General features: G+C 66.5%; 22 protein-coding genes. 14 read left to right on the top strand and 8 right to left on the bottom strand.

The window, feature by feature from the left end:
* Nucleotides 1-67 precede the first annotated feature (67 nt).
* Nucleotides 68-412, bottom strand: coding sequence for a hypothetical protein (locus tag AC3WMA_RS02140; RefSeq protein WP_492283760.1), 345 nt, complete (start codon nt 410-412; stop codon nt 68-70).
* A gap of 217 nt (nt 413-629) precedes the next feature.
* Between AC3WMA_RS02140 and hemB the strand changes: the two genes are divergently transcribed.
* The 11 genes from hemB to AC3WMA_RS02195 all read left to right on the top strand — a co-directional run bounded on the left by hemB (nt 630) and on the right by AC3WMA_RS02195 (nt 10,667).
* Complete coding sequence (hemB, locus tag AC3WMA_RS02145; protein WP_492283761.1) at nt 630-1,679, top strand: porphobilinogen synthase; 1,050 nt, start codon at nt 630-632, stop codon at nt 1,677-1,679.
* Between the two features lie 143 nt (nt 1,680-1,822).
* Entirely contained in the window at nt 1,823-2,230 is a 408-nt protein-coding gene (locus tag AC3WMA_RS02150) for a GatB/YqeY domain-containing protein (RefSeq protein WP_492283762.1), read from the top strand.
* 134 nt (nt 2,231-2,364) lie between these two features.
* Nucleotides 2,365-3,744, top strand: coding sequence for a branched-chain amino acid ABC transporter permease (locus tag AC3WMA_RS02155; protein WP_492283763.1), 1,380 nt, complete (start codon nt 2,365-2,367; stop codon nt 3,742-3,744).
* A 40-nt stretch (nt 3,745-3,784) separates the two neighbouring features.
* The gene (locus AC3WMA_RS02160) at nt 3,785-5,029 is read left to right on the top strand and encodes a threonine ammonia-lyase (RefSeq protein ID WP_492283764.1); all 1,245 of its coding nucleotides are present in this window, start codon (nt 3,785-3,787) and stop codon (nt 5,027-5,029) included.
* A 56-nt stretch (nt 5,030-5,085) separates the two neighbouring features.
* On the top strand, nt 5,086-5,559 hold the full coding sequence (locus AC3WMA_RS02165) for an RDD family protein (protein WP_492283765.1): 474 nt from the start codon (nt 5,086-5,088) through the stop codon (nt 5,557-5,559).
* Nucleotides 5,560-5,674: 115 nt separating this feature from the next.
* Nucleotides 5,675-6,439, top strand: a complete 765-nt coding sequence (locus AC3WMA_RS02170; RefSeq protein WP_336814478.1) for an arginyltransferase — start codon at nt 5,675-5,677, stop codon at nt 6,437-6,439.
* Between the two features lie 112 nt (nt 6,440-6,551).
* Complete coding sequence (locus AC3WMA_RS02175) at nt 6,552-7,199, top strand: RraA family protein (protein ID WP_492283766.1); 648 nt, start codon at nt 6,552-6,554, stop codon at nt 7,197-7,199.
* Between the two features lie 30 nt (nt 7,200-7,229).
* Nucleotides 7,230-7,544 carry a UxaA family hydrolase gene (locus tag AC3WMA_RS02180; RefSeq protein ID WP_492283767.1) on the top strand — a complete coding sequence of 105 codons (315 nt, stop codon included), beginning with the start codon at nt 7,230-7,232 and terminating at the stop codon, nt 7,542-7,544.
* Complete coding sequence (locus tag AC3WMA_RS02185; RefSeq protein ID WP_492283768.1) at nt 7,541-8,740, top strand: UxaA family hydrolase; 1,200 nt, start codon at nt 7,541-7,543, stop codon at nt 8,738-8,740. Before AC3WMA_RS02180 ends, AC3WMA_RS02185 begins: the two co-directional genes overlap by 4 nt.
* 245 nt (nt 8,741-8,985) lie before the next feature.
* Complete coding sequence (locus AC3WMA_RS02190) at nt 8,986-9,975, top strand: DUF2336 domain-containing protein (RefSeq protein WP_492283769.1); 990 nt, start codon at nt 8,986-8,988, stop codon at nt 9,973-9,975.
* 92 nt (nt 9,976-10,067) lie between these two features.
* The gene (locus AC3WMA_RS02195; RefSeq protein WP_492283770.1) at nt 10,068-10,667 is read left to right on the top strand and encodes an outer membrane protein; all 600 of its coding nucleotides are present in this window, start codon (nt 10,068-10,070) and stop codon (nt 10,665-10,667) included.
* Nucleotides 10,668-10,822: 155 nt separating this feature from the next.
* Here AC3WMA_RS02195 and parC read toward each other — a convergent pair whose 3' ends face one another.
* From parC to AC3WMA_RS02210, 3 genes are all read right to left on the bottom strand, one after another.
* A complete protein-coding gene (parC, locus tag AC3WMA_RS02200; protein WP_492283771.1) occupies nt 10,823-13,069 on the bottom strand; it encodes a DNA topoisomerase IV subunit A in 2,247 nt (748 codons plus the stop codon).
* Nucleotides 13,070-13,191: 122 nt separating this feature from the next.
* Nucleotides 13,192-13,953: a DNA repair protein RecO gene (recO, locus tag AC3WMA_RS02205; RefSeq protein WP_492283772.1), complete on the bottom strand. Its 762-nt coding sequence runs from the start codon at nt 13,951-13,953 to the stop codon at nt 13,192-13,194.
* Nucleotides 13,954-14,134: 181 nt separating this feature from the next.
* Entirely contained in the window at nt 14,135-14,518 is a 384-nt protein-coding gene (locus AC3WMA_RS02210; RefSeq protein ID WP_336814470.1) for a tautomerase family protein, read from the bottom strand.
* A gap of 112 nt (nt 14,519-14,630) precedes the next feature.
* Here AC3WMA_RS02210 and AC3WMA_RS02215 point away from each other — a divergent pair, with 112 nt between their 5' ends.
* Nucleotides 14,631-15,470, top strand: a complete 840-nt coding sequence (locus AC3WMA_RS02215) for a LysR family transcriptional regulator (protein WP_492283773.1) — start codon at nt 14,631-14,633, stop codon at nt 15,468-15,470.
* Between the two features lie 52 nt (nt 15,471-15,522).
* On the opposite strand, the gene AC3WMA_RS02220 is transcribed toward AC3WMA_RS02215, so the two are convergent.
* The 3 genes from AC3WMA_RS02220 to AC3WMA_RS02230 form a co-directional block, all read right to left on the bottom strand.
* The gene (locus tag AC3WMA_RS02220; RefSeq protein ID WP_492284726.1) at nt 15,523-17,733 is read right to left on the bottom strand and encodes a RelA/SpoT family protein; all 2,211 of its coding nucleotides are present in this window, start codon (nt 17,731-17,733) and stop codon (nt 15,523-15,525) included.
* Nucleotides 17,734-17,894: 161 nt separating this feature from the next.
* Entirely contained in the window at nt 17,895-18,284 is a 390-nt protein-coding gene (rpoZ, locus tag AC3WMA_RS02225) for a DNA-directed RNA polymerase subunit omega (protein WP_291651738.1), read from the bottom strand.
* 99 nt (nt 18,285-18,383) lie between these two features.
* The gene (locus tag AC3WMA_RS02230) at nt 18,384-20,102 is read right to left on the bottom strand and encodes an ATP-binding protein (RefSeq protein WP_492283774.1); all 1,719 of its coding nucleotides are present in this window, start codon (nt 20,100-20,102) and stop codon (nt 18,384-18,386) included.
* A 213-nt stretch (nt 20,103-20,315) separates the two neighbouring features.
* Here AC3WMA_RS02230 and AC3WMA_RS02235 point away from each other — a divergent pair, with 213 nt between their 5' ends.
* Nucleotides 20,316-21,068: a pyridoxine 5'-phosphate synthase gene (locus tag AC3WMA_RS02235; protein WP_492283775.1), complete on the top strand. Its 753-nt coding sequence runs from the start codon at nt 20,316-20,318 to the stop codon at nt 21,066-21,068.
* A 69-nt stretch (nt 21,069-21,137) separates the two neighbouring features.
* A complete protein-coding gene (acpS, locus tag AC3WMA_RS02240) occupies nt 21,138-21,539 on the top strand; it encodes a holo-ACP synthase (protein WP_492283776.1) in 402 nt (133 codons plus the stop codon).
* A 104-nt stretch (nt 21,540-21,643) separates the two neighbouring features.
* Here the strand turns inward: acpS and aqpZ are convergent, their stop codons facing one another.
* Nucleotides 21,644-22,357, bottom strand: a complete 714-nt coding sequence (aqpZ, locus tag AC3WMA_RS02245) for an aquaporin Z (protein ID WP_492283777.1) — start codon at nt 22,355-22,357, stop codon at nt 21,644-21,646.
* Between the last annotated feature and the right edge of the window lie 187 nt (nt 22,358-22,544).

Raw genomic sequence — 22,544 nt, forward strand, 5'->3', positions numbered from 1 at the left:
GTGGGCAGCGGTTCTGGAAGGCGGGGGATGGCTTGTCAACGCGAGGGATCGGCGGTCCATCTGGGCATCAGCGCAGGATGATGCCGCGCCCGTAGCCGCCATGAGCCGAAGGGAGCACGGTGCAGACCATCGCCCGGCCATGCTGCTTCTCGACCGTTTGCAGCGCCACGACCTGCTCCTCATAGCTTTCGGTGCGGCGCAGGCCCTCGACCGTCCCCTTGATCGATTTCAGGTTCTGCTCGATGCGCTGCCGGCCGATCCGCAGCGACGGGCAATGGCGCTCGGCATAGTCGGCGGATGCCAGTGCGCTCGCCGTCTGAGCCTCGATCGCGTCGCGGCGCGTGACTTCGGCCGGGGCCGGGCCCGCGGCAAGGCAAAGCATGGGGACGATGATCCAGATCGGTTTCGGCACGCGAGGGGTCCTTGCGGTCAGCAGGGCAGACTTCGTCGCGAAAGGACGCGCAAGGCAAGAGCGGGATCGCCGCCATCCACGGCCACCGCGATGCCGGCAAAGTTGCGACCATGCGCCCTGTTTTGGAATCGTTCCGATGTGATAAAGAAGTGATCGGCCGGTTTCGCCCGCATGACGAAAGCCGCGCCCGTACCGTTCATCGCTTGAGGCAATCGCCATGGAATCCCCGGTCGTGCGGCCTTTCCCGACCCCGAAATCCCGTCATGACGACGTGCCGTCGCTCGGCCTGACGCGCCGCATGCGCCGCAACCGCAAGGCGGAGTGGTCGCGCCGGCTGGTGCGGGAATCGGCGCTGACGACCGACGACCTGATCTGGCCGATCTTCCTGATGGATTCCAGCGAAGCCCGCTCGCCGGTGGAATGGATGCCCGGCGTCGACCGGCTCAATATCGACGAGGCCGTGCGCCAGGCCGCCGAGGCCGCCGCGCTCGGCATTCCGGCGATCGCGCCCTTCCCTTATGTGGACAAGGCCCTGCGCGATCCGACCGGTTCGGAAGCGCTCAATACCGGCAACCTGATGTGCCGCGCCGTGCGCGCGATCAAGCGCGAGGTGCCCGAGATCGGCATCATCTGCGACGCCGCGCTCGACCCCTATACCTCGCATGGCCATGACGGCGTGATGGAGGGCGAACGAGTCCTCAACGACGCCAGCGTGCAGATCCTCGTCGGGCAGGCGCTGGCGCTGGCCGATGCCGGGGCCGATGTGATCGCGCCCTCGGACATGATGGACGGGCGCGTCGGCGCGATCCGGGCGGCACTCGACGGTGACGGCCATGAGGACGTGCAGATCATGGCCTATGCGGCGAAATACGCCTCGGCCTTCTACGGCCCGTTCCGCGATGCGATCGGCACCAATGCCACGCTCGTCGGCGACAAGCGCACCTACCAGATGGACCCGGCCAATTCCGACGAGGCGATCGCGGAGGTGATGCTCGACCTCGAAGAGGGCGCCGACATGGTGATGATCAAGCCCGGCCTGCCCTATCTCGACGTGGTGGCGCGTGTGAAGGATCATTTCCGCGTGCCGACCTTCGCCTATCAGGTCTCCGGCGAGTACGCGATGATCATGGCTGCGGCGAATAATGGCTGGCTCGACGGGGACAAGGCGATGCTGGAGAGCCTGCTGGCGTTCAAGCGTGCCGGCGCCGACGGCGTGCTGACCTATTTCGCACCGCGCGTGGCGAAGAAGCTGAAGGCCGGCGCGTAACCACGCCAAGGGTGTCATCCCGCACGCGCTGCGGCACGTTAGTGCTGCTGCGCAGATGCGGGATCGCTTGCCGGAAAAGGCGCCTTCTCGTCGCGCGGTCCCGTGCCTGCGGCGCATCGCTTACGCGCTGCACCGCGCACGGGATGACAGCGCGCTTCCAGGAACACCATGGTTTCGACATGACAACGGATGAAAGCCAGAGCTTCCTGGCCACCCTCAAGGCCGCCCTGCGGGCGGCGATGCGGGAACGGAAAGCCACCGAGGTGACGACGCTGCGCGGTTTGATTTCCGCGATCGACAATGCGCAGGCCGTCCCTGTCGGGGACAAGCACGACACGTATGTCTTCCATGCTTTCGGCGACAGCGCCGTCGAGGTTCCGCGCCGGGCGCTGAGCCAGGATGATATTCGCCAGTTGGTCGAGGCTGAAATTCGGGCTCGGAACGATGCGGCGGAGGACTATCGTCGCCTCGGCCGCGACGACAAGGCGCAGGAGCTGACGGACGAGGTTGAAATTCTGACCTACTACCTAGGCTCGCACGGCGCGAGCTAGCGTGTCACCCCGCACGCGCTGCTGGCACGTCAGTGCTGCTGCGCAGATGCGGGACCGCCATCCGGTAAAGGCGCCTCCTTCTGCCGACGATCCCGTGTCTGCGGCGCATCGCTGCGCGCTGCACCGCGCACGGGATGACACCGCGGCCCCGCAAGCGCTACCGTCGCGCCAGCATGCGCCCGCTCCTTCTGTCGATTCTGGCCGTCGTCACGCTCGCCCTCGCGGGCTGCGGTGCCGATTTCGACACCGACCAGATGCGCCTTTGCCGGCAGGCGATCCCGCCGCTCAATCCGCCGAACGCCAAGATCGAGATCGAGCGGACCACCAAGGGGCCCCTGCCGCGCGCGCTTCGGCTGCTCTACCGGGTCCAGCTCGGCGACGGCCTGTCGCGCCATCGCAGCATCGATTGTCTGTTTGCGAGCGAAGGAACCGGGCCGAGCCGCGGCGCCATGATCGGCATTGCCTCGGACGGGCGGCCGATGGCCGATGCGAGCTTCTACCTGCTGCGACGCTTCTATCTGGAGGACCGGGCCTCGCCACCGCCGGACCCGGCCGAACCGGCAGCCGAGAGCTTGCCGGCGATTCCCGCCGGCCTCGCCTATGGCCTGCAGCAGGGCCTGAGCGCCCTGCCCTCGGCGGCGATCTACGGCATGCTCGCGGCGGCCTACGCCCTTGTCTACGGCCTGACCGGGCGGATCATCCTGAGTTTCGGCGAGTTCGCGGCGCTGGGCGCGCTTGCTTCCGTCGTCGGCGTCGCGCTGCTGCTCTCGCTCGCCATCTCAACGCCGATCTCGGGGCTGGTCGTCGCCTTCGCCGTCGCGATCGCCGTCTGTGCCCTGCATGGCTTTGCCATGGGCCGCTTCGTGCTGCGCCATCTCGAGCGCGGCACCGGCCAGCAGATGCTGATCGCCACGATCGGGCTCGCCATCGCGATGTCCGAATATCTCAGGCTGGCGCAGGGGCCGGAGCTGCGCTGGCTGCCGCCGGTGTTCAACACGCCGATCCCGCTGGCCCATGCCGGCAATTTCATCCTCACCCTGAACCCGCTCGCGCTGGTGCTGGCGGCAATCGGGCTCGGCACGACGCTCGGTGTCGTCCTGCTGATCCGGCGCACCGCCTATGGCCGAGCCTGGCGAGCCGTGTCGGATGACGCCAAGACCGCGGCACTGTTCGGCGTCGATGCCCGCGCGGTCCATGACGTCGCCGTCATCATCGCCTGCGCCGCTTGCGGGATCGCCGGCGTCATCGTCACCGCGATCTATGGCGGCATGGGCTTCGCCGGCGGTTTCTCGCTCGGCCTGAAGGCGCTCGTCGCAGCGATCCTCGGCGGCATCGGCTCGGTCAGCGGGGCTGCGCTCGGCGGCCTCTGCATCGCCGCCTTCGAGGCGATCTGGTCGGCGACGCTGCCGATCGAGCAGCGCGACCTCGCCGTCTATTCATTGCTCGCCATCGTGCTGATCTGGCGCCCCGGCGGCTTTTTCGGCGACGGCGAATTGACGCCGCGCCGCGTGTGAGGCCCTCTCCTTCGCCTGCCGACGGAATCGAGACCCGAGCATGAGCGAAAGCTTCGCGATCACCCCCGAGGATATCGACGCCGCCGCCGGGCGGATCGCCGGGCATGTGCTGCGCACGCCACTCGTGCCGGCGCCGCGTCTGTCCGAACTGACGGGCGCGACCGTGCTGGTGAAGCACGAGAACATGCAGGCGACGGCGTCCTTCAAGGAGCGTGGCGCGGTCAACAAGCTGCTGACGCTGAGCGAGGCCGAGCGGGCGCGCGGCGTCGTCGCGATGTCGGCCGGCAACCATGCCCAGGCTATCGCCTATCACGCCAAGCGCTTCGGCATCCCGGCGACGATCGTGATGCCCGAGCCGACGCCGCTGGTGAAGGTCGAGAATACCCGCGCTCACGGCGCCCGCGTCGTGCTGCATGGCGAGACGCTGTCGGAAGCCAGCCACAAGGCGCACGAACTCGCCGGAGCCGAAAAGCTCACCTTCGTCCATCCTTACGACGACGCCGCCGTGATGGCCGGGCAAGGCACGCTGGCGCGGGAGATGCTGGCGGATGCTCCCGATCTCGACATGCTGATTATCCCGCTCGGCGGCGGTGGGCTGATGGCCGGTAACGCGGTCGCAGCCAAGGCGATCAAGCCGGGAATCGAATTGATTGGCGTCGAGGCAGGCCTCTACCCGTCCTTCTTCAATGCCGTGCATCACCAGGACAAGCCGATCGGCGGGCCGACATTGGCCGAGGGCATCGCGGTCAAGACCGTCGGCCAGCTCACCTTGCCGGTGATCTCCGCCCTCGTCGGCGACATCGTGCTCGTCGGCGAAGACCTGATCGAGCGCGCGGTCAACGCCTATGCCAGCCTTCAGCACAGTCTGGCGGAAGGCGCCGGCGCGACCGGCCTCGCCGCGATGCTGAAGGAGCCGGAACGCTATGCCGGCCGCAAGGTCGGGCTCGTGCTCACCGGCGGCAATATCGACACGCGCCTTCTCGCCGCGATCATGGTGCGCGAGCTGGAACGCGACGACCGCATCGTCGCCTTCCGCCTGACCACCAGCGACCGGCCGGGCCTGCTCGGCCGGATTGCGAGCCTGCTCGGCGAGGAAGGCGCGAATATCCTCGAGGTCAGCCATGGCCGGCTCTTCCTCGACGTGCCTGCCAAGGGCGTCTCGCTCGACGTCACCGTGGAGACGCGTGGAGCAGCGCATTCGCGCGCGATCGAGGACGCGCTCGCCAAGAACGGCTTCGCGCCGCGACGGATTCTGCCGCGCGGTCTTGCGGAACCGGCTCGCTAAACAAACATTATCTCCTGGGCACGCATTTCGCGCGCCGATGGAGGATCGAAGTCCCGATGAGCGATACCCGTTATGGCCAGCCGCCGATCACGGCGCTGGAGCCGCGTCCCTACCAGAACGTCAGCGGCGTTCTCGGCTCGCGACTGTTCGCCTGGTTCGTCGACATCGTCGTGCTGTTCTTCCTGGGCGGGCTGGTCGTGTTCCTGCTGGGCCTGCTCGGCATCGTCACCTTCGGCGCGACCTGGCTGCTGATGCCCGTCGCCACCGTAGCGACCGCGCTCGGCTATGCCGCGCTGACGATCGGTGGGCGCAAGCAGTCGACCTGGGGCATGCGCGTCGCGGGCCTCAGGGTCGAGACCGCCAGTGGCGGGCGCCCCGACGGCCTTGCCGCAGCCGTGCATGCGTTGCTGTTCTATGTCGCGGCCGGCACCTTCCTGCTCTGGCTCGTCGATGTCGCCTGCGGCTTCGCCCGCGAGGACCGGCGCATGGGCCATGACCTGCTGACCGGGCTCGTCGTAGTTCGCGCCTGAACGATTGAGCCAGGTCAAAAGACCGCTAATCCACCTCTGATCGGCCGCGCCGTGCTTGTTGCCGGTGCGGCTGATGTTACATTCAGAGTCGGAAGCTTCCGGGGAGCCAGCCGACGTGACGCGCCCATTGCGGGATGCCCCGCAATTCTACCTGACCTCACCGACGACTTGCCCCTATCTGCCCGGGCGCGAGGAGCGGAAGGTGTTCACGCATCTCGTCGGTTCGCGGGCGCGAGAGCTCAACGACGTGCTCTCGCAGGGTGGCTTCCGGCGCTCGCAGAGCATCGCCTACCGGCCCGCTTGCGAGATTTGCCGGGCCTGCGTTTCGGTCAAGGTCTGCGTCGATGATTTCCGGATGTCGCGGGGGTTCCGCCGGGTGCTCGCCCGCAATAGCGACCTGATTGGCGAAGCCCTGCCGCCACGGCCGCGCTCCGAGCATTACTCCCTGTTCCGCTCCTATCTCGACGAGCGCCATCCCGATGGCGGCATGGCGACGATGTCGGCGCTCGATTTCGCGATGATGGTCGAGGACACCCATGTCGAGACCAGCCTGATCGAATATCGCCGCCGCGGCCCCGATTCCGGCTTCACCGGGCGGGGCGAAGGCGATCTCTTCGCGATGGCCCTGACCGATACGCTGAGCGACGGGCTCTCGATGGTCTATTCGGTCTATGACCCCGGCCTGGAGCTGCGCTCGCTCGGCACCTTCATGGTGCTCGACCATATCGCCCGGGCGCGCCGTCTCGGCCTGCCTTATGTCTATCTCGGCTACTGGGTCGAGGGTTCGCCGAAAATGGCCTACAAGGCGCGCTTCCTGCCGCAGGAGCGCCTGATGCCGCAGGGCTGGGAGCGCGTGGATCGGAACGATTCAACCGATTGAAACGCATCCACGACGCGCAGAAAACGCGCTTGCCGCCCGTCGCTCCTCCCGACACTCTAGCGGCAACGGCCATGGCACAGAGCCACGCGACAGAGGCCGATCCGGAGGAACGATGAGCCAGGAACTGACCGACAGGCTGGAGCGCTGCTATACCGGCATCATCCACGACACGATGCGGGCGATGGGCCTGACGGATTTCGTCCTGCCGCCGGAACTGCGCCCGCTCCTGCCCGGCCAGAAGCTGGCGGGGCCGGCCTTCACCGTCGAGGGCAAGACCGGCGAATTCGACGCGCATGAGACGCTCTTGGGCTGGACCGGCCTGCTCTCCGCCGCCAAGCCCGGCCATGTCTGGGTCTGCCAGCCGAACACCAACGAGATCGCGCTGATGGGCGAGCTTTCGGCCGAGACGCTGAAGAACAAGGGCGTGCGCGGCTGCGTCATCGACGGGCTCTCGCGCGACACCGAATTCATGGTCGAGATGGGCTTCCAGGCCTATTTCAAGGCCTATACGCCGCGCGACATCGTCGGCGCCTGGCTGCCCAAGGCGGTCGACGAACCCATCAAGATCGGCGAGGTCTGGATCCGGCCGGGCGACTATATCCTCGCCGACCGCGACGGCGTCGTCCGTATTCCCATCGAGATCATCGAGGAAGTCCTGGACAAGTCGGAGACCGCGATCTCGGCCGAGAACAAGGTCCGCACCGCGATCCTCGCCGGCACCGATCCGCAGCAGGCCTATCTCCAGTACGGCAAGTTCTGACGCGATCCCTCCTTCGAAGGGCGGCTCCTCATGACCCACGATCCGCGCCTCATCCTGCTCGATCCGCGCGACAACGTCCTCGTCGCGCGGGTTCGGCTGAAAGCCGGCGAGACTGTCGAGACCGGGACCGGCCCGGCCGCGCTCGATCGCGACATCGCGCTCGCCCACAAAGTGGCGCGCCGTGCCATCGCAGCCGGCGAGAAGATCCTGAAATACGGCGCGCCGATCGGCGTCGCGACCGAGGCGATCGCACCTGCCGCGCATGTCCATGTCCACAACATGCGCAGCGACTACACGCCGACCTATCATCTTGAAGACGAACGTAAGGCGGGAGCCTCGGCATGAGCACGATGCGCGGCTATCTCCGGTCCGACGGGCGCAAGGGCATCCGCAACACCGTCGCGGTCGCCTATCTCGTCGAATGCGCCCACCATGTCGCACGCGAGATCGCCCTGCCCTGGCGCGAGGAAGGCGTCCACGCCATCGGCTTTCCCGGCTGCTATCCGAACCCCTATGCCGAGCGGATGATGGAGCAGCTCTGCACCCATCCCAATGTCGGAGCGGTACTCTTGGTCTCGCTCGGCTGCGAGAGCTTCAACAAGTATGCGCTGGAGCGCGCCGTGCGCGCCACTGGCCGCCCAGTGAAGACGATCATCATCCAGGGCACCGGCGGCACCCGCGCCTCGATCCGCGAGGGTCGTGCCTGGGTCGAGGAGCAGCGCGCTCTCCTCGACACGCAGGAGACGGTGCCGATGGCGGTGTCCGAGCTCGTGGTCGGCACGGTCTGCGGCGGCTCGGACGGCACCTCCGGGATCACCGGCAATCCGGCCGCCGGACGCGCCTTCGACCAGCTCATCGCGGAAGGCGCCGCCTGCATCTTCGAGGAAACCGGCGAATTGATCGGCTGCGAGCACATCATGGCGGCGCGCGCGATCACGCCCGAGCTCGGCGCCGAGCTGGAGAAATCCGTGGCCAAGGCGGCGCGCTACTACGCCACGCTGGGCTACGGCTCCTTCGCCGCCGGCAATGCCGAGGGCGGGCTTTCGACCATCGAGGAGAAATCGATGGGCGCCTATGCCAAGTCCGGAGCGTCGCCGATCTCCGGGCTGATCAAGCCCGGCGACGTGCCGCCGCATGGCGGACTCTATCTGCTCGACGTGGTGCCGGATGGCGAGGTGCGGTTCGGCTTCCCGAACATCAACGACAATGCCGAGATCGCGGAATTGATCGCCTGCGGAGCGCATTGCGTGCTGTTCGTGACGGGGCGCGGCTCGGTCGTCGGCTCGGCAATCTCGCCCGTGGTGAAGATCTGCGCCAATCCCGAGACTTATCGCCGGATGTCCGAGGATATGGATGTCGATGCCGGGCGTATCCTCGAAGGCCGCGCCGGGCTCGACGAGGTGGGCACGGAAATCCGCGATCTGGTGGTCTCGCTCGGCCAGGGAGGTCGGACCAAGTCGGAAGAGCTGGGGCATCAGGAATTCATCCTGACCTACAAGAGCTTCGAGCCGCTCGGCCCAGCCTGTCTGCCCGCGGCTTGAGCCGCATTAAGTCAGCGCGCATCGCCCGATAACGGATTTGCAACTTTTAGTTGTATAACCTGCAGAACTTGCCGCCTGCGGGCAGCGAGTTCACCACGGACTGAACAGCGGGGCGCAGCGCCCCGTTGTTCGGAAAAGAACGTCGTCGCCTTAAGAGTAAATCAAGCCGCACCTGCGCAGAGTGCCGCCACTGCTTTGTCGCGGGGGCCCTCATGCTGCGTAACCTGACCCGAATGCCGGCGCACATGTCGTCGGATTCGCGCCGGCAGCTTCTCAATGCCGTGACGGACCTCTTCCTGCTCGACCACGACCCGAACGAGGCCGCAAAGGAGCACTACGGCGAGATCGCAACCAGCTCGCTCGGCCATCTCGGAGACGAGGACCGCAAGGGCTATGCCGATCGCGTCGCCGCGATGCCGACCCTGCCGCACAATGTCGCGGTCACGCTCGGCGGCGACAGCAATGCCGAGGTCGCATGCCTCGTGCTGTCGCTCTCCCCGGTCCTGACCGATACCGACCTTGCCGCCATCGCGGTTACCCAGTCGCAGCAGCATCTCGTCGCCATCGCCGAGCGCGCGCGCCTGTCCGAGGGCGTCACCGACATCCTCGTCGAGCGCGGCGACCAGAGGGTGCTGCACACCGTCAGCGCCAATGAAGGCGCCGCCTTTTCCGATCGCGGCTTCGACCGGCTGCTGGAACGCGGCGAGGGCGATGCCGCCATCACCGGTGCGCTCGCCCGCCGCTCCGACCTTGCACCGAACCGTGCCCAGCGCGTGCTGCGGATCGTCGAGCAGTTCTCCGACGGCGGCAGCGCCGCGCCCGCCACCGACGCCAATGTCTCGCTCGCCCGGCAGGCGCGCCAGCAGCGCCTGGAGGTCAAGCTCCTGCTCTCCGACCTCGCCGCCAAGGTGCGCGAGCTCGACGACGTGCTGACCATGCTGGCCGACGAAGACCGCGCCTATCACCTTTCGCAAGTGCTCTCCGAAGTCGCCGGCATCTCGATCGAGCAGGCGCTGCGCGTGCTGATGCAGCGGGATTCCAGCGGCATCGCCGTCGCCTGCCGCTCGCTCGGCATCGGCGCCACGGCCTTCCGGGCCATCCTGCAATTGCGGGCGCGGCGGCTCTATTTCTCCTCGCGCGACGTCGACGACGATGTCGATGCCTATGCCAAGCTCGATCTGGCAACGGCGGAGCGCACCCTGCGCTTCCTCAAGCTCAGGACCAAGATCGTCTGAGCCGCGGCAAGCAACGCGCCACAAAACGGCGACATTCGCCTCGCTCCATGCTAGCTTCCGACGGGGCACGCTGTCGCGAGGACGCTTTCGACGTGAGATTTCCGCTTCTTTCCACCGCGACGCTCGCCGCCTTGCTCGGTGCAGGCGCCTCGGCGCAGGCACAAGCTCTCCTGCCCCTGTCCGGATTTGCTCAGCTGCCGTCCTTCGCCTGGGATCAGCCGAGCCTCTCGCCGCGCTGGGAGGGCTCCTATGCCCGCATCTCCTCGGGCTTCCAGGTCACCAGCGGCAAGCATATGCGCACCAGTGCCGGCCCGACGATCGGGCTGGAAGCCGGGACGATGCGGCGCGAGGGCAATTTCGTCTACGGCATCGCCGGTGCGATCGACTACATGCCGGCGGTGGGCGGCTATGGCTATCCGAGCTTCGGCAATGCCGCCTATACCCGCGACTTCGCCGGTGCCTTCAAGGTCAAGGCCGGCGTGCTGGTGACGCCGGACGTGCTGCTCTACACGACGGTTGGCATGAGCGCGGCTAACGAGACCTGGCGCTTCGGCGCAAGCGACTTCTCTTCGCCCTTCAGCCGCAGCAGCATCGCGGTCCGCCCCGAGGCGCGGGCCGGCGTGCTCTGGGCCGTCACCGACAAGATCACGATGGGCCTGGAAGTCGGTGTCGTCGGGCGGGAGATCCGCTGAGGATCTGATTCAGGCGGTTGCGGGATTGATTCCGGTTCTGCCGGCAAGCCTTTGATCTGGCGTCATTCTCGGGCTTGACCCGAGAATCTCATGCCGGGAAGGCGCTGGTCATGAGATGCTCGGGTCAAGCCCGAGCATGACGCGCGTCTCTCCCCTTACCCGCCGAAGGTATTGCTCTTGGGGAAGCCCTTGGGCGGCAGGCGGCCGGCTTCGGCGCGGTGGCCGAGCCATTCCAGCAGGTCGGCCTGCGTCACTGTCCAGGTCCGCCCGGAGGTGTCGAGCCAGGTCAGGCCGTCAGCGAGGTTGAAGGTCCTGGCGTCGGAGAGGCCGCCATCCTTGTAACGCTGCAGGCGCACGCCCTTGCCGCGGCCCATCTCCGCCACTTCCGAAATCGGGAAGCAGAGCAATTTGCGGTTCTCGCCGATGATCGCGACATGATCGCCATCGGCCGGGACCGCCAGAACGGCGACGTTCGCCCCATCGACATTGAGCACCTGCCGCCCTTTGCGGGTATTGGCGACGACATCGTCGGCCGGCGCGACGAAGCCCCTGCCCTCGCTCGACACCATCAGCAGTTTCGAGCCCGGCTTATAGGGGAAGGCGGAGACGATCTCGGCCGTCTCCTCCAGCTCGATCATCAGGCGGATCGGATCGCCGAAGCCGCGTCCGCCCGGCAGCTTGGACGCGTCCAGCGTGAAGACCTTGCCGTTCGAGGCCAACACCAGGACTTTCGCGGTCGTCTCGGTGAAGAACGCCGTCTGGAGCGCGTCGTCGCCCTTGAAGGAGAAGCTCGACTTGTCCTGGACATGGCCCTTCAGCGCCCTGATCCAGCCCTTCTTCGAGATCACGACCGTGATCGGCTCGCGCTCGACCATGGCCTGGGTCAGGTCGATATCGGCAGTCTCCGGCATATCGGCGAAATCGGTGCGGCGCTTGCCGATCGCCGTTTCCGGGCCGAAAGTCTTCTTCACCTGCCGGATATCCCAGGCGATCGTCTTCCACTGCGTTGCCTCGGAGGCGAGCAGCGTCTCGATCTGCTCCTTCTCCTTGGTCAACTCGTCGAGCTCGGTCTTGAGCTGCATCTCCTCGAGCTTGCGCAAGGCGCGCAGGCGCGTGTCGAGGATCGCGTTGGCCTGGATCTCGGTGAGCTCGAAGACCTTCATCAGCTCGATCTTCGGCTCGTCCTCCTCGCGGATGATTTTGATCACCCGGTCGAGGTCGAGATAGACGATGAGCAGGCCGCGCAGGATTTCGAGGCGCTTGTCGATCTGGCCGAGCCTGAAGCGCGAACGCCGCTGCAGCACCTCGCGGCGATGGTCGAGCCAGGCACGCAGCGCCTCGGCGAGGCCGAGCACGCGCGGCACCAGCCCGCCGGTCAGCACATTCATGTTCATGGAGATGCGCGCTTCCAGCTCGGAGAGCCGGAACAGCGATTCCATCATCAGGTTGGGATCGACATTGCGGGCGCGCGGCTCGATGACGATGCGGATGTCCTCGGCCGACTCGTCGCGCAGGTCCGCGACCAGAGGCAGCTTCTTGTCGTTGAGGAGTTCCGCGATCTTCTCGATCAGGCGGCCCTTCGAGACCATGTAGGGAATCTCGGTAACGACAACCTGCCAGGCACCGCGTTCGAGATCCTCCTTCACCCAGCGCGCGCGGGTGCGGAAGGCGCCGCGCCCAGTGCGGTAGGTCTCCGCCATCGAGGCGCGGGTCTCGACGATGATGCCGCCGGTCGGGAAATCCGGGCCCGGCACGAAGGTCATGAGCTGCTCGGAGGAGGTCTCCGGGTGCTGGATCAGGTAGAGCGCGGCGTCGCAGAGCTCGGCCGCGTTGTGCGGCGGGATCGAGGTCGCCATTCCGACCGCGATGCCCTGCGAGCCGTTGGCGAGCAGGTTCGGGAAGGCGGCCGGGAGCACGACCGGCTCCTCGTCCTCGCCGTTATAGGTCTCGCGGAAATCGACCGCGTCCTCGTCGATGCCGTCGAGGAGCAGACGCGCGACCTCGGTCATGCGCGCTTCGGTATAGCGGTAGGCGGCGGCGTTATCGCCGTCGATATTGCCGAAATTGCCTTGCCCGTCGACGAGCGGGTAGCGCTGGGCGAAATCCTGCGCGAGGCGAACCAGCGCGTCATAGACCGACTGGTCGCCATGCGGGTGGAATTTACCGATGACGTCGCCGACGATGCGGGCGCATTTCTTGTGGACCTGGCCGGGGTCGAGCCTGAGCAACCGCATGGCGTGCAGGATGCGGCGGTGGACCGGCTTCAGGCCGTCGCGCGCATCCGGCAGGGCGCGGTGCATGATGGTGGAGAGCGCATAGGCGAGATAGCGCTCTTCGAGCGCCGATTTCAGATCGATGCGCTCGGACTCGTCTTCCGGCGGCGGATCGACCGGTTTGCCCATGCTGCGTCAGCCCTCATGCTGTCCAAAATTCGCGCCTGCTCTATGGCACGTCGCGAATCAGCCCGCCAGAACAATGCAGGTACGAAGACCCCAGCGCAAACGCAGGGGGCGCCTTTTCGCGCTTAGGCGGTGGATGATTCGCCGGGCGGCGCATTCGCCGCCGCCCGCGTTGCCATTTCGACCAATCGTGCCCGCTCGGGAGGCTCGCGCAGGCCGCGCGGATCGAGGATATTGCGGCGCAGGAAGAAGCCGGTCAGGGCGAAGCCCGAGAGGATGTCGGCAGGCGATGGGCGTCGCCCGCCCTGCCCTTCGACGAGGAACGAAGGCAGCTTCAGCAGGCGGTCGAGATAGGGCTGCGCCGCCCGCCGGCTCACGGCCTTGCCGGATTTCGGCGAGACATGGCTGAGATCGTCTGGCGAGCCGGTGACGGCGCAGCGCGCGAGGTCGAGCCCGAAGCCCAGTTCCGTGAGCATGGCCAGTTCGAAGCGGATGATCAGGGCCGGCGCCATCTCCGCTTCGTCGAGATGGGCGACGAGGACCGAGAGACCCTCGTAGAGGCCGGGATGCGGATCGCGCTCCGGCAGCAGGCGCAGCAGGCCGGCGATGGTGCCGAGCCCGTAGAGCGCGACCGGCGCGGCGATCAAGCGGGCTGCGTGTGAGGTGAGCAGCTCGACCTTGTACTCGCCGAGATGCTCGTCGAGCCTCGCACGCCAGGTCAGAGAGACACTGTTTCCGGGCTGGAGCGAGGCTTGCGCCTTGGAAGAGCGCCCGCCCCTGACGAGGCCGAGATGGCGGCCGTGCCCGCGCGTCATCGCCTCCAGGATCACGGCGCTTTCGCCATGAGCCTTGAGGCCGATGATCGTGCCCTCGTCCGTCCATTCCATGAGGAGGGTTTAGGGCGTGACGCGCGGCGCCGCAATTTCACGCGCGCCGTCATCCCGGCCGCAGCGAAGCGGAGCGCCGGGATCCATCATAGGGCTACGGCGCTCTACGATGGATCCCGGATCTTCGCTGCTCCGCAGCTTGTCCGGGATGACGACGCGGTTGGTGAAGACGGGGCGTGCCTCACGCCACGTATTGCGCGATGCCGCCGCCGAAGGACCAGTCCTCGCGCTTGACCTCGACGAGGTTGATGAAGATGTCGTCCGGCTTCAGGCCGGGCTCCTTCGTGAGGTTCTCGACGATCGCGGCGTAGAGCTTCTTCTTCTGCGTGACGCCGCGCGTATTGGCCACCGTGAGCTGAATGATCACCAGCCTGTCGCTGCGATTGAAGCCGAAATAATTGGCGTCGAAGACGAATTCGTCGGCGTCATGCTGGTGGACGACGGCGAAGAGATCTTTCTCCGGCACTTCGAAGGTCTCTCGCAGCGCCTTGTAGACGCCGTCGATGATCGCGGCCGGCTCGGAAGCCGGACGGCCACGGCGCATGGAAATCCTGATCAGGGGCATGGTCTGTCTCCGTGTCTAGGCGCAACCGCGCCTGTCGAAGAGCACCATAGGCCGCTTCTCATGATCTGAAAATCGCATCTATGACGATATCAATGATATGGTATTATGATTTATGAGCACTCTGGACATCGATGCCGTCGCCTCCTTCCTGCGAGCGGCCGAGCTGAAGAGCTTCACCCGCGCTGCCGAGGCGCTCGGCACGACGCAATCGCTGGTCAGCACGCGCGTGAAGCGGCTGGAGGACGGTCTCGGCCGCCTGCTGCTGCAGCGCCATCCGCGGCTCGTCAGGCTAACGGCCGAGGGCGAGCGCTTCCTGCCCGCCGCGCGCGACCTGCTGGCGGCCCATAGCAAGGCGCTCGCGGCCTTCGCGGTCGCGCCCGAGCATATCGCGGTCGGCATCAGCGAACAGGCTGTCGGCGCCGAGGTGCCGGCCGTTCTGGCGCGGCTTACGGCGCATGATCCCGGCATCGTCATCAATCTCAGGATCGAGCCGTCGCGGACGCTGGAAGAAGCGTTCGAACGGGGCGAGCTCGATGTCGTGATCGTCCGCCGGCTCGCGGCAAGCCGGACCGGGGAAGTACTGCGCGACGACGCCGTCGGTTGGTTCGCGGCGCCCGATCTCGTGCGGCAGGCGGATGCGCCCGTGCCCTTGGTGAGCCTCGTCGCCGAATGCCGCCTGCGCCGGCACAGCATGGACACGCTCGACCACGCCGGCATTCCATGGCGCGAAGCCTTCGTCGGCGGCGGGATGGCGGCGGTCGCGGCCGCCGTGCAGGTCGGGCTCGGCGTTTCGCCGCTCGCGGCGCGGATCGCGCCGGCAGGCACGGTCGATGTCGGGCCGGCATGGGGGCTACCGTCGCTCGGCGGATCGCAGGTCGTGCTCAGGAGCAATGTCGCGACGCCGCGCGCGGGCGCGTTCGTCCGCGAGCTGGCGGCGGCGTTCCGGGGATAAGGCTTGCGGAGAATGCTCGGGTTGGCCCGAGCATCCTATCGGGGACCGCGCCCTACCCGACCACCCGCTCGACGCGGCTGATCACGCGCTTCTCGCGGAGTTCGCTGATGATGGCCGAGAGATGCTTCAGGTCCCAGACCGTGAGGTCGATGGTGACGTCGGTGAAGTCCTGGTTCGGCCGGTTCATCGAGACGGAATCGATGTTGCCGTCATGCTCCGCGATGGTCGTGGTGATCTGGGCGAGCGAGCCGGGCTCGTTGATCGACTTCAACGCGATGCGCGCCGGAAAACGCTGCGGCGCCTTGTCGTCGAGGTCCCAGCGGACATCGAGCCAGCGATCCGGCTCGTTGTCGAAGGCGGCGAGCGCCGGCGACTGGATCGGATAGATCGTCACCCCCTCGCCCGGCGTCAGGATGCCGACGATGCGATCGCCCGGCACGGCTCCGCCATGCGGCGCGAAGCGCACAGGCAGGTCGCCGCCGAGCCCGCGGATCGGAATGGCATTGTCCGGCGCCTCGCCCGGCAGCTTGAACTTCAGGTTCTCGCCCTGGCGCAGTTCGAACCAGCCCTTACCGTTAGGGGCGGCGGCTGGCTTTCCATCGGACGAGCCACGCTTCTCGGGCTCGAGGTCCGGATACACGGCCTTGACCACGTCGCCGGAATACATCTCGCCGCGCCCAACCGCCGCGAGCACATCGTCCACGGTGTTACGCGCGAGGCGCTTCAGCGCGGCCTTGAGCTTGTCGTCGGAGAAGGCCCGTTCGGCGCGGGAGAAGGCCCGTTCGAGAATCTGACGACCGAGCCCGGCATATTGGCGGCGGACGGCGGCGCGGGTGGCGCGGCGGATGGCGGCGCGAGCCTTCCCGGTGACGACGAGCGATTCCCAGGCGGCCGGCGGGGCCTGCCCGTCGGCACGGGTGATCTCGACCTCGTCGCCGTTCTGCAATTCGGTCAGGAGCGGGGCAATGCGACCATTGATCTTGGCGCCGACCGCGCTGTTGCCGACATCAGTGTGGACGGCATAGGCGAAGTCGATCGGCGTCGCGCCGCGCGGCAGGGCGATGAGCCGCCCCTTCGGGGTGAAGCAGAAGACCTGATCATGGAAGAGCTCGAGCTTGGTGTGCTCGAGGAATTCCTCGGGGCTGTCGCCCTCGGCCAAGAGGTCGACGGTGCGGCGCAGCCATTGATAGGCGCGGCTCTCATCAGCGAGGCCCATCGGCTGGCCGGCGCGGCCGTCCTTGTAATGGGCATGGGCGGCGATGCCGTACTCAGCGATGCGGTCCATGTTGTCGGTGCGAATCTGCAGTTCGACACGGCTATGACCGGGGCCGACGACGGTCGTGTGGATCGAGCGGTAGTCGTTCTGCTTCGGCGTCGAGATGTAGTCCTTGTAGCGGCCCGGCACCATCGGCCAGGTCATGTGGACGATACCGAGCACGCGGTAGCAATCCTCCGGCCTGTCGACGATGACGCGGAAGCCGAAGATGTCGGAGAGCTGCTCGAAGGAGACGGATTTCCGCTCCATCTTCTTCCAGATCGAATAGGGCCGCTTGCGCCGCCCGAAGACCTCGGCCTGGATGCCGCTGGCGGCAAGCTTGCCCTTCAGGTCGTCCTCGATCTCGCCGATGACCTTGCCTTCGCGCTCGGTCACCTCTTCCAGCCGCTTGGTCACGGTGGCGTGGGCCTCGGGCTTGATATGGCGGAAGGAGAGCTCCTCCAGCTCCTCGCGCAGCTCCTGCATGCCCATGCGGCCGGCGAGCGGCGCATAGATCTCGATCGTCTCCTCGGCGATGCGCAGACGCTTCTCCGGCGGGACGAAATGCAGGGTGCGCATGTTGTGCAAGCGATCGGCGAGCTTGACCAGCAGCACGCGGATATCGTCGGCGATGGCGAGCAGCAGCTTGCGGAAGTTCTCGCCCTGCGCCGCCTTCTTCGAGACGAGGTCGAGCTTCTTGATCTTGGTGAGGCCATCGACGAGCCGCCGGATATCCGGCCCGAACATGCTCTCGATCTCTTCCAGCGTCGCGGCCGTGTCCTCGACCGTGTCGTGCAGGACGGCGGCGACGATGGTGGCGTCGTCGAGCTTGAGGTCGGTCAGGATCGCCGCGACTTCGAGCGGATGCGCGAAGAAGGGATCGCCGGAAGCGCGCTTCTGCGTGCCGTGTGCACGCATGGCATAGACATAGGCCCGGTTGAGCAGGTCCTCGTCGGTATTCGGATTATAGCTCCTGACCCGGTCAACGAGCTCATATTGCCGCATCATGCCCATGCGGGCCCCAACCTCATCCTGCAATCATTGCAACACATTATTATTTGCACAGGCATTGGCGGCAGCAAGGCGTTTTCCGGATGGCGGGCATGAAAAAGCCCGGCACTGCCGGGCTTTAACTGGAAACAGTGAACAATCGATTCACGCGAGGAGAATCAGTCCTCGTCGTCGGCGCTCTCGGTCGGCGGCACGAGGCCGTCGAGGCCGCGCAGCAGGTCCTCTTCGCTCATGCGATCGAACTGGACTTCGCTGTCCGGGGTCGCGGCGCTCGTGGGGCTGGCGAGCAGCGGAACGGTCTCCTGCTCCGGCTCGTCGACCTCGACATGCTTCTGCAGCGAGTGGATCAGGTCTTCCTTGAGATCCTCGGGCTTGAGCTTCTCGTCGGCGATCTCGCGCAGCGCGACGACGGGGTTCTTGTCGTTGTCGCGGGGGACGAGGATCGACGAGCCCGACTGGATCATCCGCGCGCGATGGCTGGCGAGCAGCACCAGCTCGAAGCGGTTCTCGACCTTGTCGATGCAGTCTTCAACGGTAACGCGAGCCATGGCCGGCTTCTTCCGATCTCAGCGATGCAGGGAAATGGATTGAGCACGGCCTTACAGGCAAAGCCACCGCGATGCAAGATTTTCGCAACCCGCGGAGCGTCAGGCGCGCATGCGCCTGACCATGTCGTCCAGCGTCGGCTCGAGTCGACCCGCGCCCTCGCCGCCGCGCGCCCCCATCGCCGGCAATTCATGCGGCTTGAGCTCGGCGAAGCGCATCCGCATCGTCGTGGCGACGCCCTCGCCGAAGGCGATGGCCTCGCGGTTGCCTATCGAGGACAGGAAATTGATCGTGCTGGCGGAGGCATCCGAGATCGCCGAACGGATGATCTGCTGGTCGCGCTCGTTCGCCAGCCGCATCGCGAAGATGGTCGAACATTGCGACAGGATCGTGGGGTCCAGGTCGCCCGGGCGCTGCGTCACGATGCCGAGATAGGAGCCGTATTTGCGGCCCTCCTTGGCGATCCGGGCAAGCGCCTGCCGTGTCGGCGCGAAGCCGAGCGAAGTGTCCGCGGGAACGTAGCGATGGGCTTCCTCGCAGAGAACCAGGATTTCGCAGGCGCCCTGGCTCGCAGCAGCGAGGTCGAAGGCCAGGCGCGACAGCACCGAGGCTACCGCGTTGACGACATCGCCCGGCAGGCCGCCGAGCTGGAACGCGGTGATCGGCCGCCCATGCATCGGGATGCGGAAAACCTGGGCCAGAATCGGGGCGACGGTCTCGTACATGTTGGCGCGGCCGAACATGAAGCGATAGCGCGGATCGGCGTGCAACGATTCCAGCCGCACCTTGAGCGAGCGCAGGGCGGCGCGGGGCCAGCGCTGCTCGTGCAGGCCGATCATCTCGTCGATGACGGCGAAGGCATCCTTGAGGCGATAGGGCGTGACCGCATCGACGGCCCCGCCTTGCCCCTGCGGCGCCTCGGCCGGCTGACGCGAGGTGCCGAGATCGAGCGGGCGCTTCAGCAGGCTGGAACCGAGATCGCGCGCCAGTTCCTGCCCGTTGCTAGGCATGCGGTAGCGCGTACGCGCGGCAGAGACGACCTCGCGCAGAATGTCCGGCTCGTCGTCGAGAACCGCCCGCCCCCTGAACACGACCTCCGCGAACTCCTCCTGCCTGAACATCCAGAAGGGCAGGTCGAGGCTTTCGCCGTCTATGGTCAGGGCGAGATCGGGAAAGGCGCTGGAATATTCGTTGTGCGGATCGAGGATGAGCACGCGCAGGCGCGGGCGCACGGCAACGGCGCGACGCAGCAGAAGCGAAACCGCGCTCGACTTGCCGACGCCGGTGGTGCCGACCAGCGCGAAATGGCGCGACAGCATGTCCTGGATACTGACGGTCGCGGGGATGCTGGCATCCTGCGTCACATGGCCGATCTCGACACCGGAGCGGTCCCCGAGATCATGGACGAGCGCGAGGTCGCCGGCGCGGATGCGGTGAGCGATCGCGCCGATCGGTGGAAAGGTGCTGATGCCGCTCTGAAAGCGCGTGCGGCCGTCAGGGCCTTCCAGAACCTCGCCGAGGAACTCGACCTCGACCTGGATCGGATTCTCGTCCGTCTCGTTCCAGACGGGTTCGACGGCATGCAGTCTGTAGACCAGCGCGACGATGCGGCTCGACCCCAGATTGATCGACACCATGCGGCCGATAGCCCAGGCATCGCCCGCCAGCCAGTTCCCGGTCGAGACAGCGCTGAGAATCGTGGCGCGCGAGCCGTCGCAAGCGATAACGCGGCCCAGCGCGCGCTCGGGCGGCTGGTTGCCCTCACGCCTGTCCGGCAGGACATCTGTGTGGAAAGCCGCGTTCTTCAGTGGCAGTTGCATGAGCTCGATTGAATTCTGCAATGACGTATCTCGACATTACAGAGCTTCGGTTACGATTACCTTCACAACGAGCCGCCATTCCGCTTTATCGTTTCGTAAAGATTTCCGGCACGGCCACACCGATCACATTTCGTGAGCCGGGCATCACAATCCCTGCATTGAGCCGGTGCGCCGCTTTCGTCTAAGCAGGACTCAAAGAAACAAGGGGGATGCATGATGGCCGACCGGCTGTGCCTGGGCATCAATATCGACCATGTCGCCACGGTGCGAAACGCGCGCGGCGGCGCCCTGCCCGATCCGGTCCGTGCGGCGCATCTCGCCATCGCAGCCGGTGCCGACGGCATCACGGCGCATCTGCGCGAGGACCGGCGCCATATCCGCGACGCCGACATGGACCGCCTCGCCGCCGAGCTGACCAAGCCGCTCAACTTCGAAATGGGCGCGACCGAAGAGATGATCGCTCTGGCGGAGCGGCTGAAGCCGCACGCGGCCTGCCTGGTCCCGGAGAAGCGCGAGGAACGCACCACCGAGGGCGGTCTCGACGTCGTCGGGCAGGAGGCTCACCTCTCGCCGGCCATCGCCAGGCTGAAGGCGGCCGGCTGCCGCGTCTCGCTGTTCATCGAGCCGGACGAGGCGCCGATCGCGATGTCGGCCAAGCTCGGCGCGCCGGTCATCGAACTGCATACCGGCAGCTGGTGCCACGCCGTCATCGATGGCGAGACCGCGAAGGCCGAGGCGGAATTCCAGCGGCTGGCCAACGGCGCGGCACTGGGAGCAAAGCTCGGGCTGGAGGTCCATGCCGGGCACGGGCTCGACTACGATACGGCGCGCACGCTCGCCCGCGTGCCGGAATTCGTCGAGTTCAATATCGGCCATTTCCTGGTCGGCGAGGCGATCTTCATCGGCCTCGAAGAGGCGATCCGCCGGATGCGGCAGGCGATGGACGAGGGCCGCGCCGGACGCTGAACGTTCAGGCATAACCCTTCCCAGCCCGAAGACGGTTCCGATCCGACGCAAAGCGCGCTACACGCGGGCATGATCCTCGGCATCGGCTCCGACCTCTGCGACATCCGCCGGATCGAGCGCTCGCTCGAACGCTTCGGCGAACGCTTCACGCATCGCGTCTTCACGGAAGGCGAGCGGACGAAATCAGACCGGCGCGCGACCCGCGCCGCTTCTTACGCCCGCCGCTTCGCCGCCAAGGAGGCCTGCTCGAAAGCGCTGGGCACCGGCATGCGCGCCGGTGTGTTCTGGCGGGACATGGAAGTGGTCAATCTGCCGGGCGGGCGCCCGACCATGCGCCTGACCGGCGGCGCGGCGGAGCGATTGAAGGCCATGACCCCAGCGGGCTTCGAGGCCTTCGTCCATGTCTCGCTGACGGACGATCCGCCTTTGGCCCAGGCCTTCGTGGTGATCGAAGCGCGGCCGGTCGTCTGACCCACCTTCTGTTCAAGCAGAAGCCGCTGCCATTCCGGAGCACCGCTTGGCGATGAACCGGAACGACGGCGGCTTTTGAGACGCTATCTACGTTGTCGAGCCGTTCAGCGTCCGGTGACTTGGCCTTCCGGCTCGTCGCTCAGCCAGCGATAGATCACGCCGCCGAGCACGCCGCCGATCAGTGGAGCCAGCCAGAACAGCCAGAGCTGCTGGAGGGCCCAGCCACCGACGAAGAGCGCAGGCCCCGTGCTGCGGGCCGGGTTCACCGAGGTGTTCGTCACGGGAATGCTGACGAGGTGGATCAGGGCGAGGCCGAGGCCGATCGCGAGCGGGGCGAAGCCGGCCGGCGCCTTGCCGTGGGTCGAGCCCATGATGATGAACAGGAACATCATGGTCATCACGACTTCCATCAGGAAGGCCGAGACGAGATTGTATTTGCCGGGCGAATGCTCGGCATAGCCGTTCGAGGCGAATCCGCCGGCAAGGTCGAAGCCCGGCGCACCGCGCGCGATGAGATAAAGGACGCCCGCCCCCGCGATCGCGCCGATCACCTGCGCGACGATATAGGGAACGACCTGCCCGGCCGGGAAGCGCCCGCCGGCCGCGAGACCGACCGTCACCGCCGGGTTGAGATGGCAGCCGGAAATATGGCCGATCGCGTATGCCATCGTCACGACGGTCAGGCCGAACGCCAGCGAAACGCCGAGCAACCCGATACCGACATTCGGAAATCCCGCGGCGATGACCGCGCTGCCGCAACCCGCAAAGGTCAACCAGAACGTGCCGATGGCTTCGGCGGCTAGTTTCTTCGTGCTCATGAGTGATTCCCCCAGTGTCGCGCGACCGTGATGCTGTTGGCGAAAATGCAGGCAGTCAATCTGCTGCACGGGCGTAAACTACCGCAATCTTGCCATTTTCCCGCTTTGGATTTGCATTTGACATCCTTTCGCCATCCACTGGCGCCTTTCCCCCTTGCCGCTCTTGCGCGTTGTCGCAGGCGCGATA

The sequence above is a fragment of the Allobosea sp. FW305-C-101 genome (assembly GCF_058783685.1).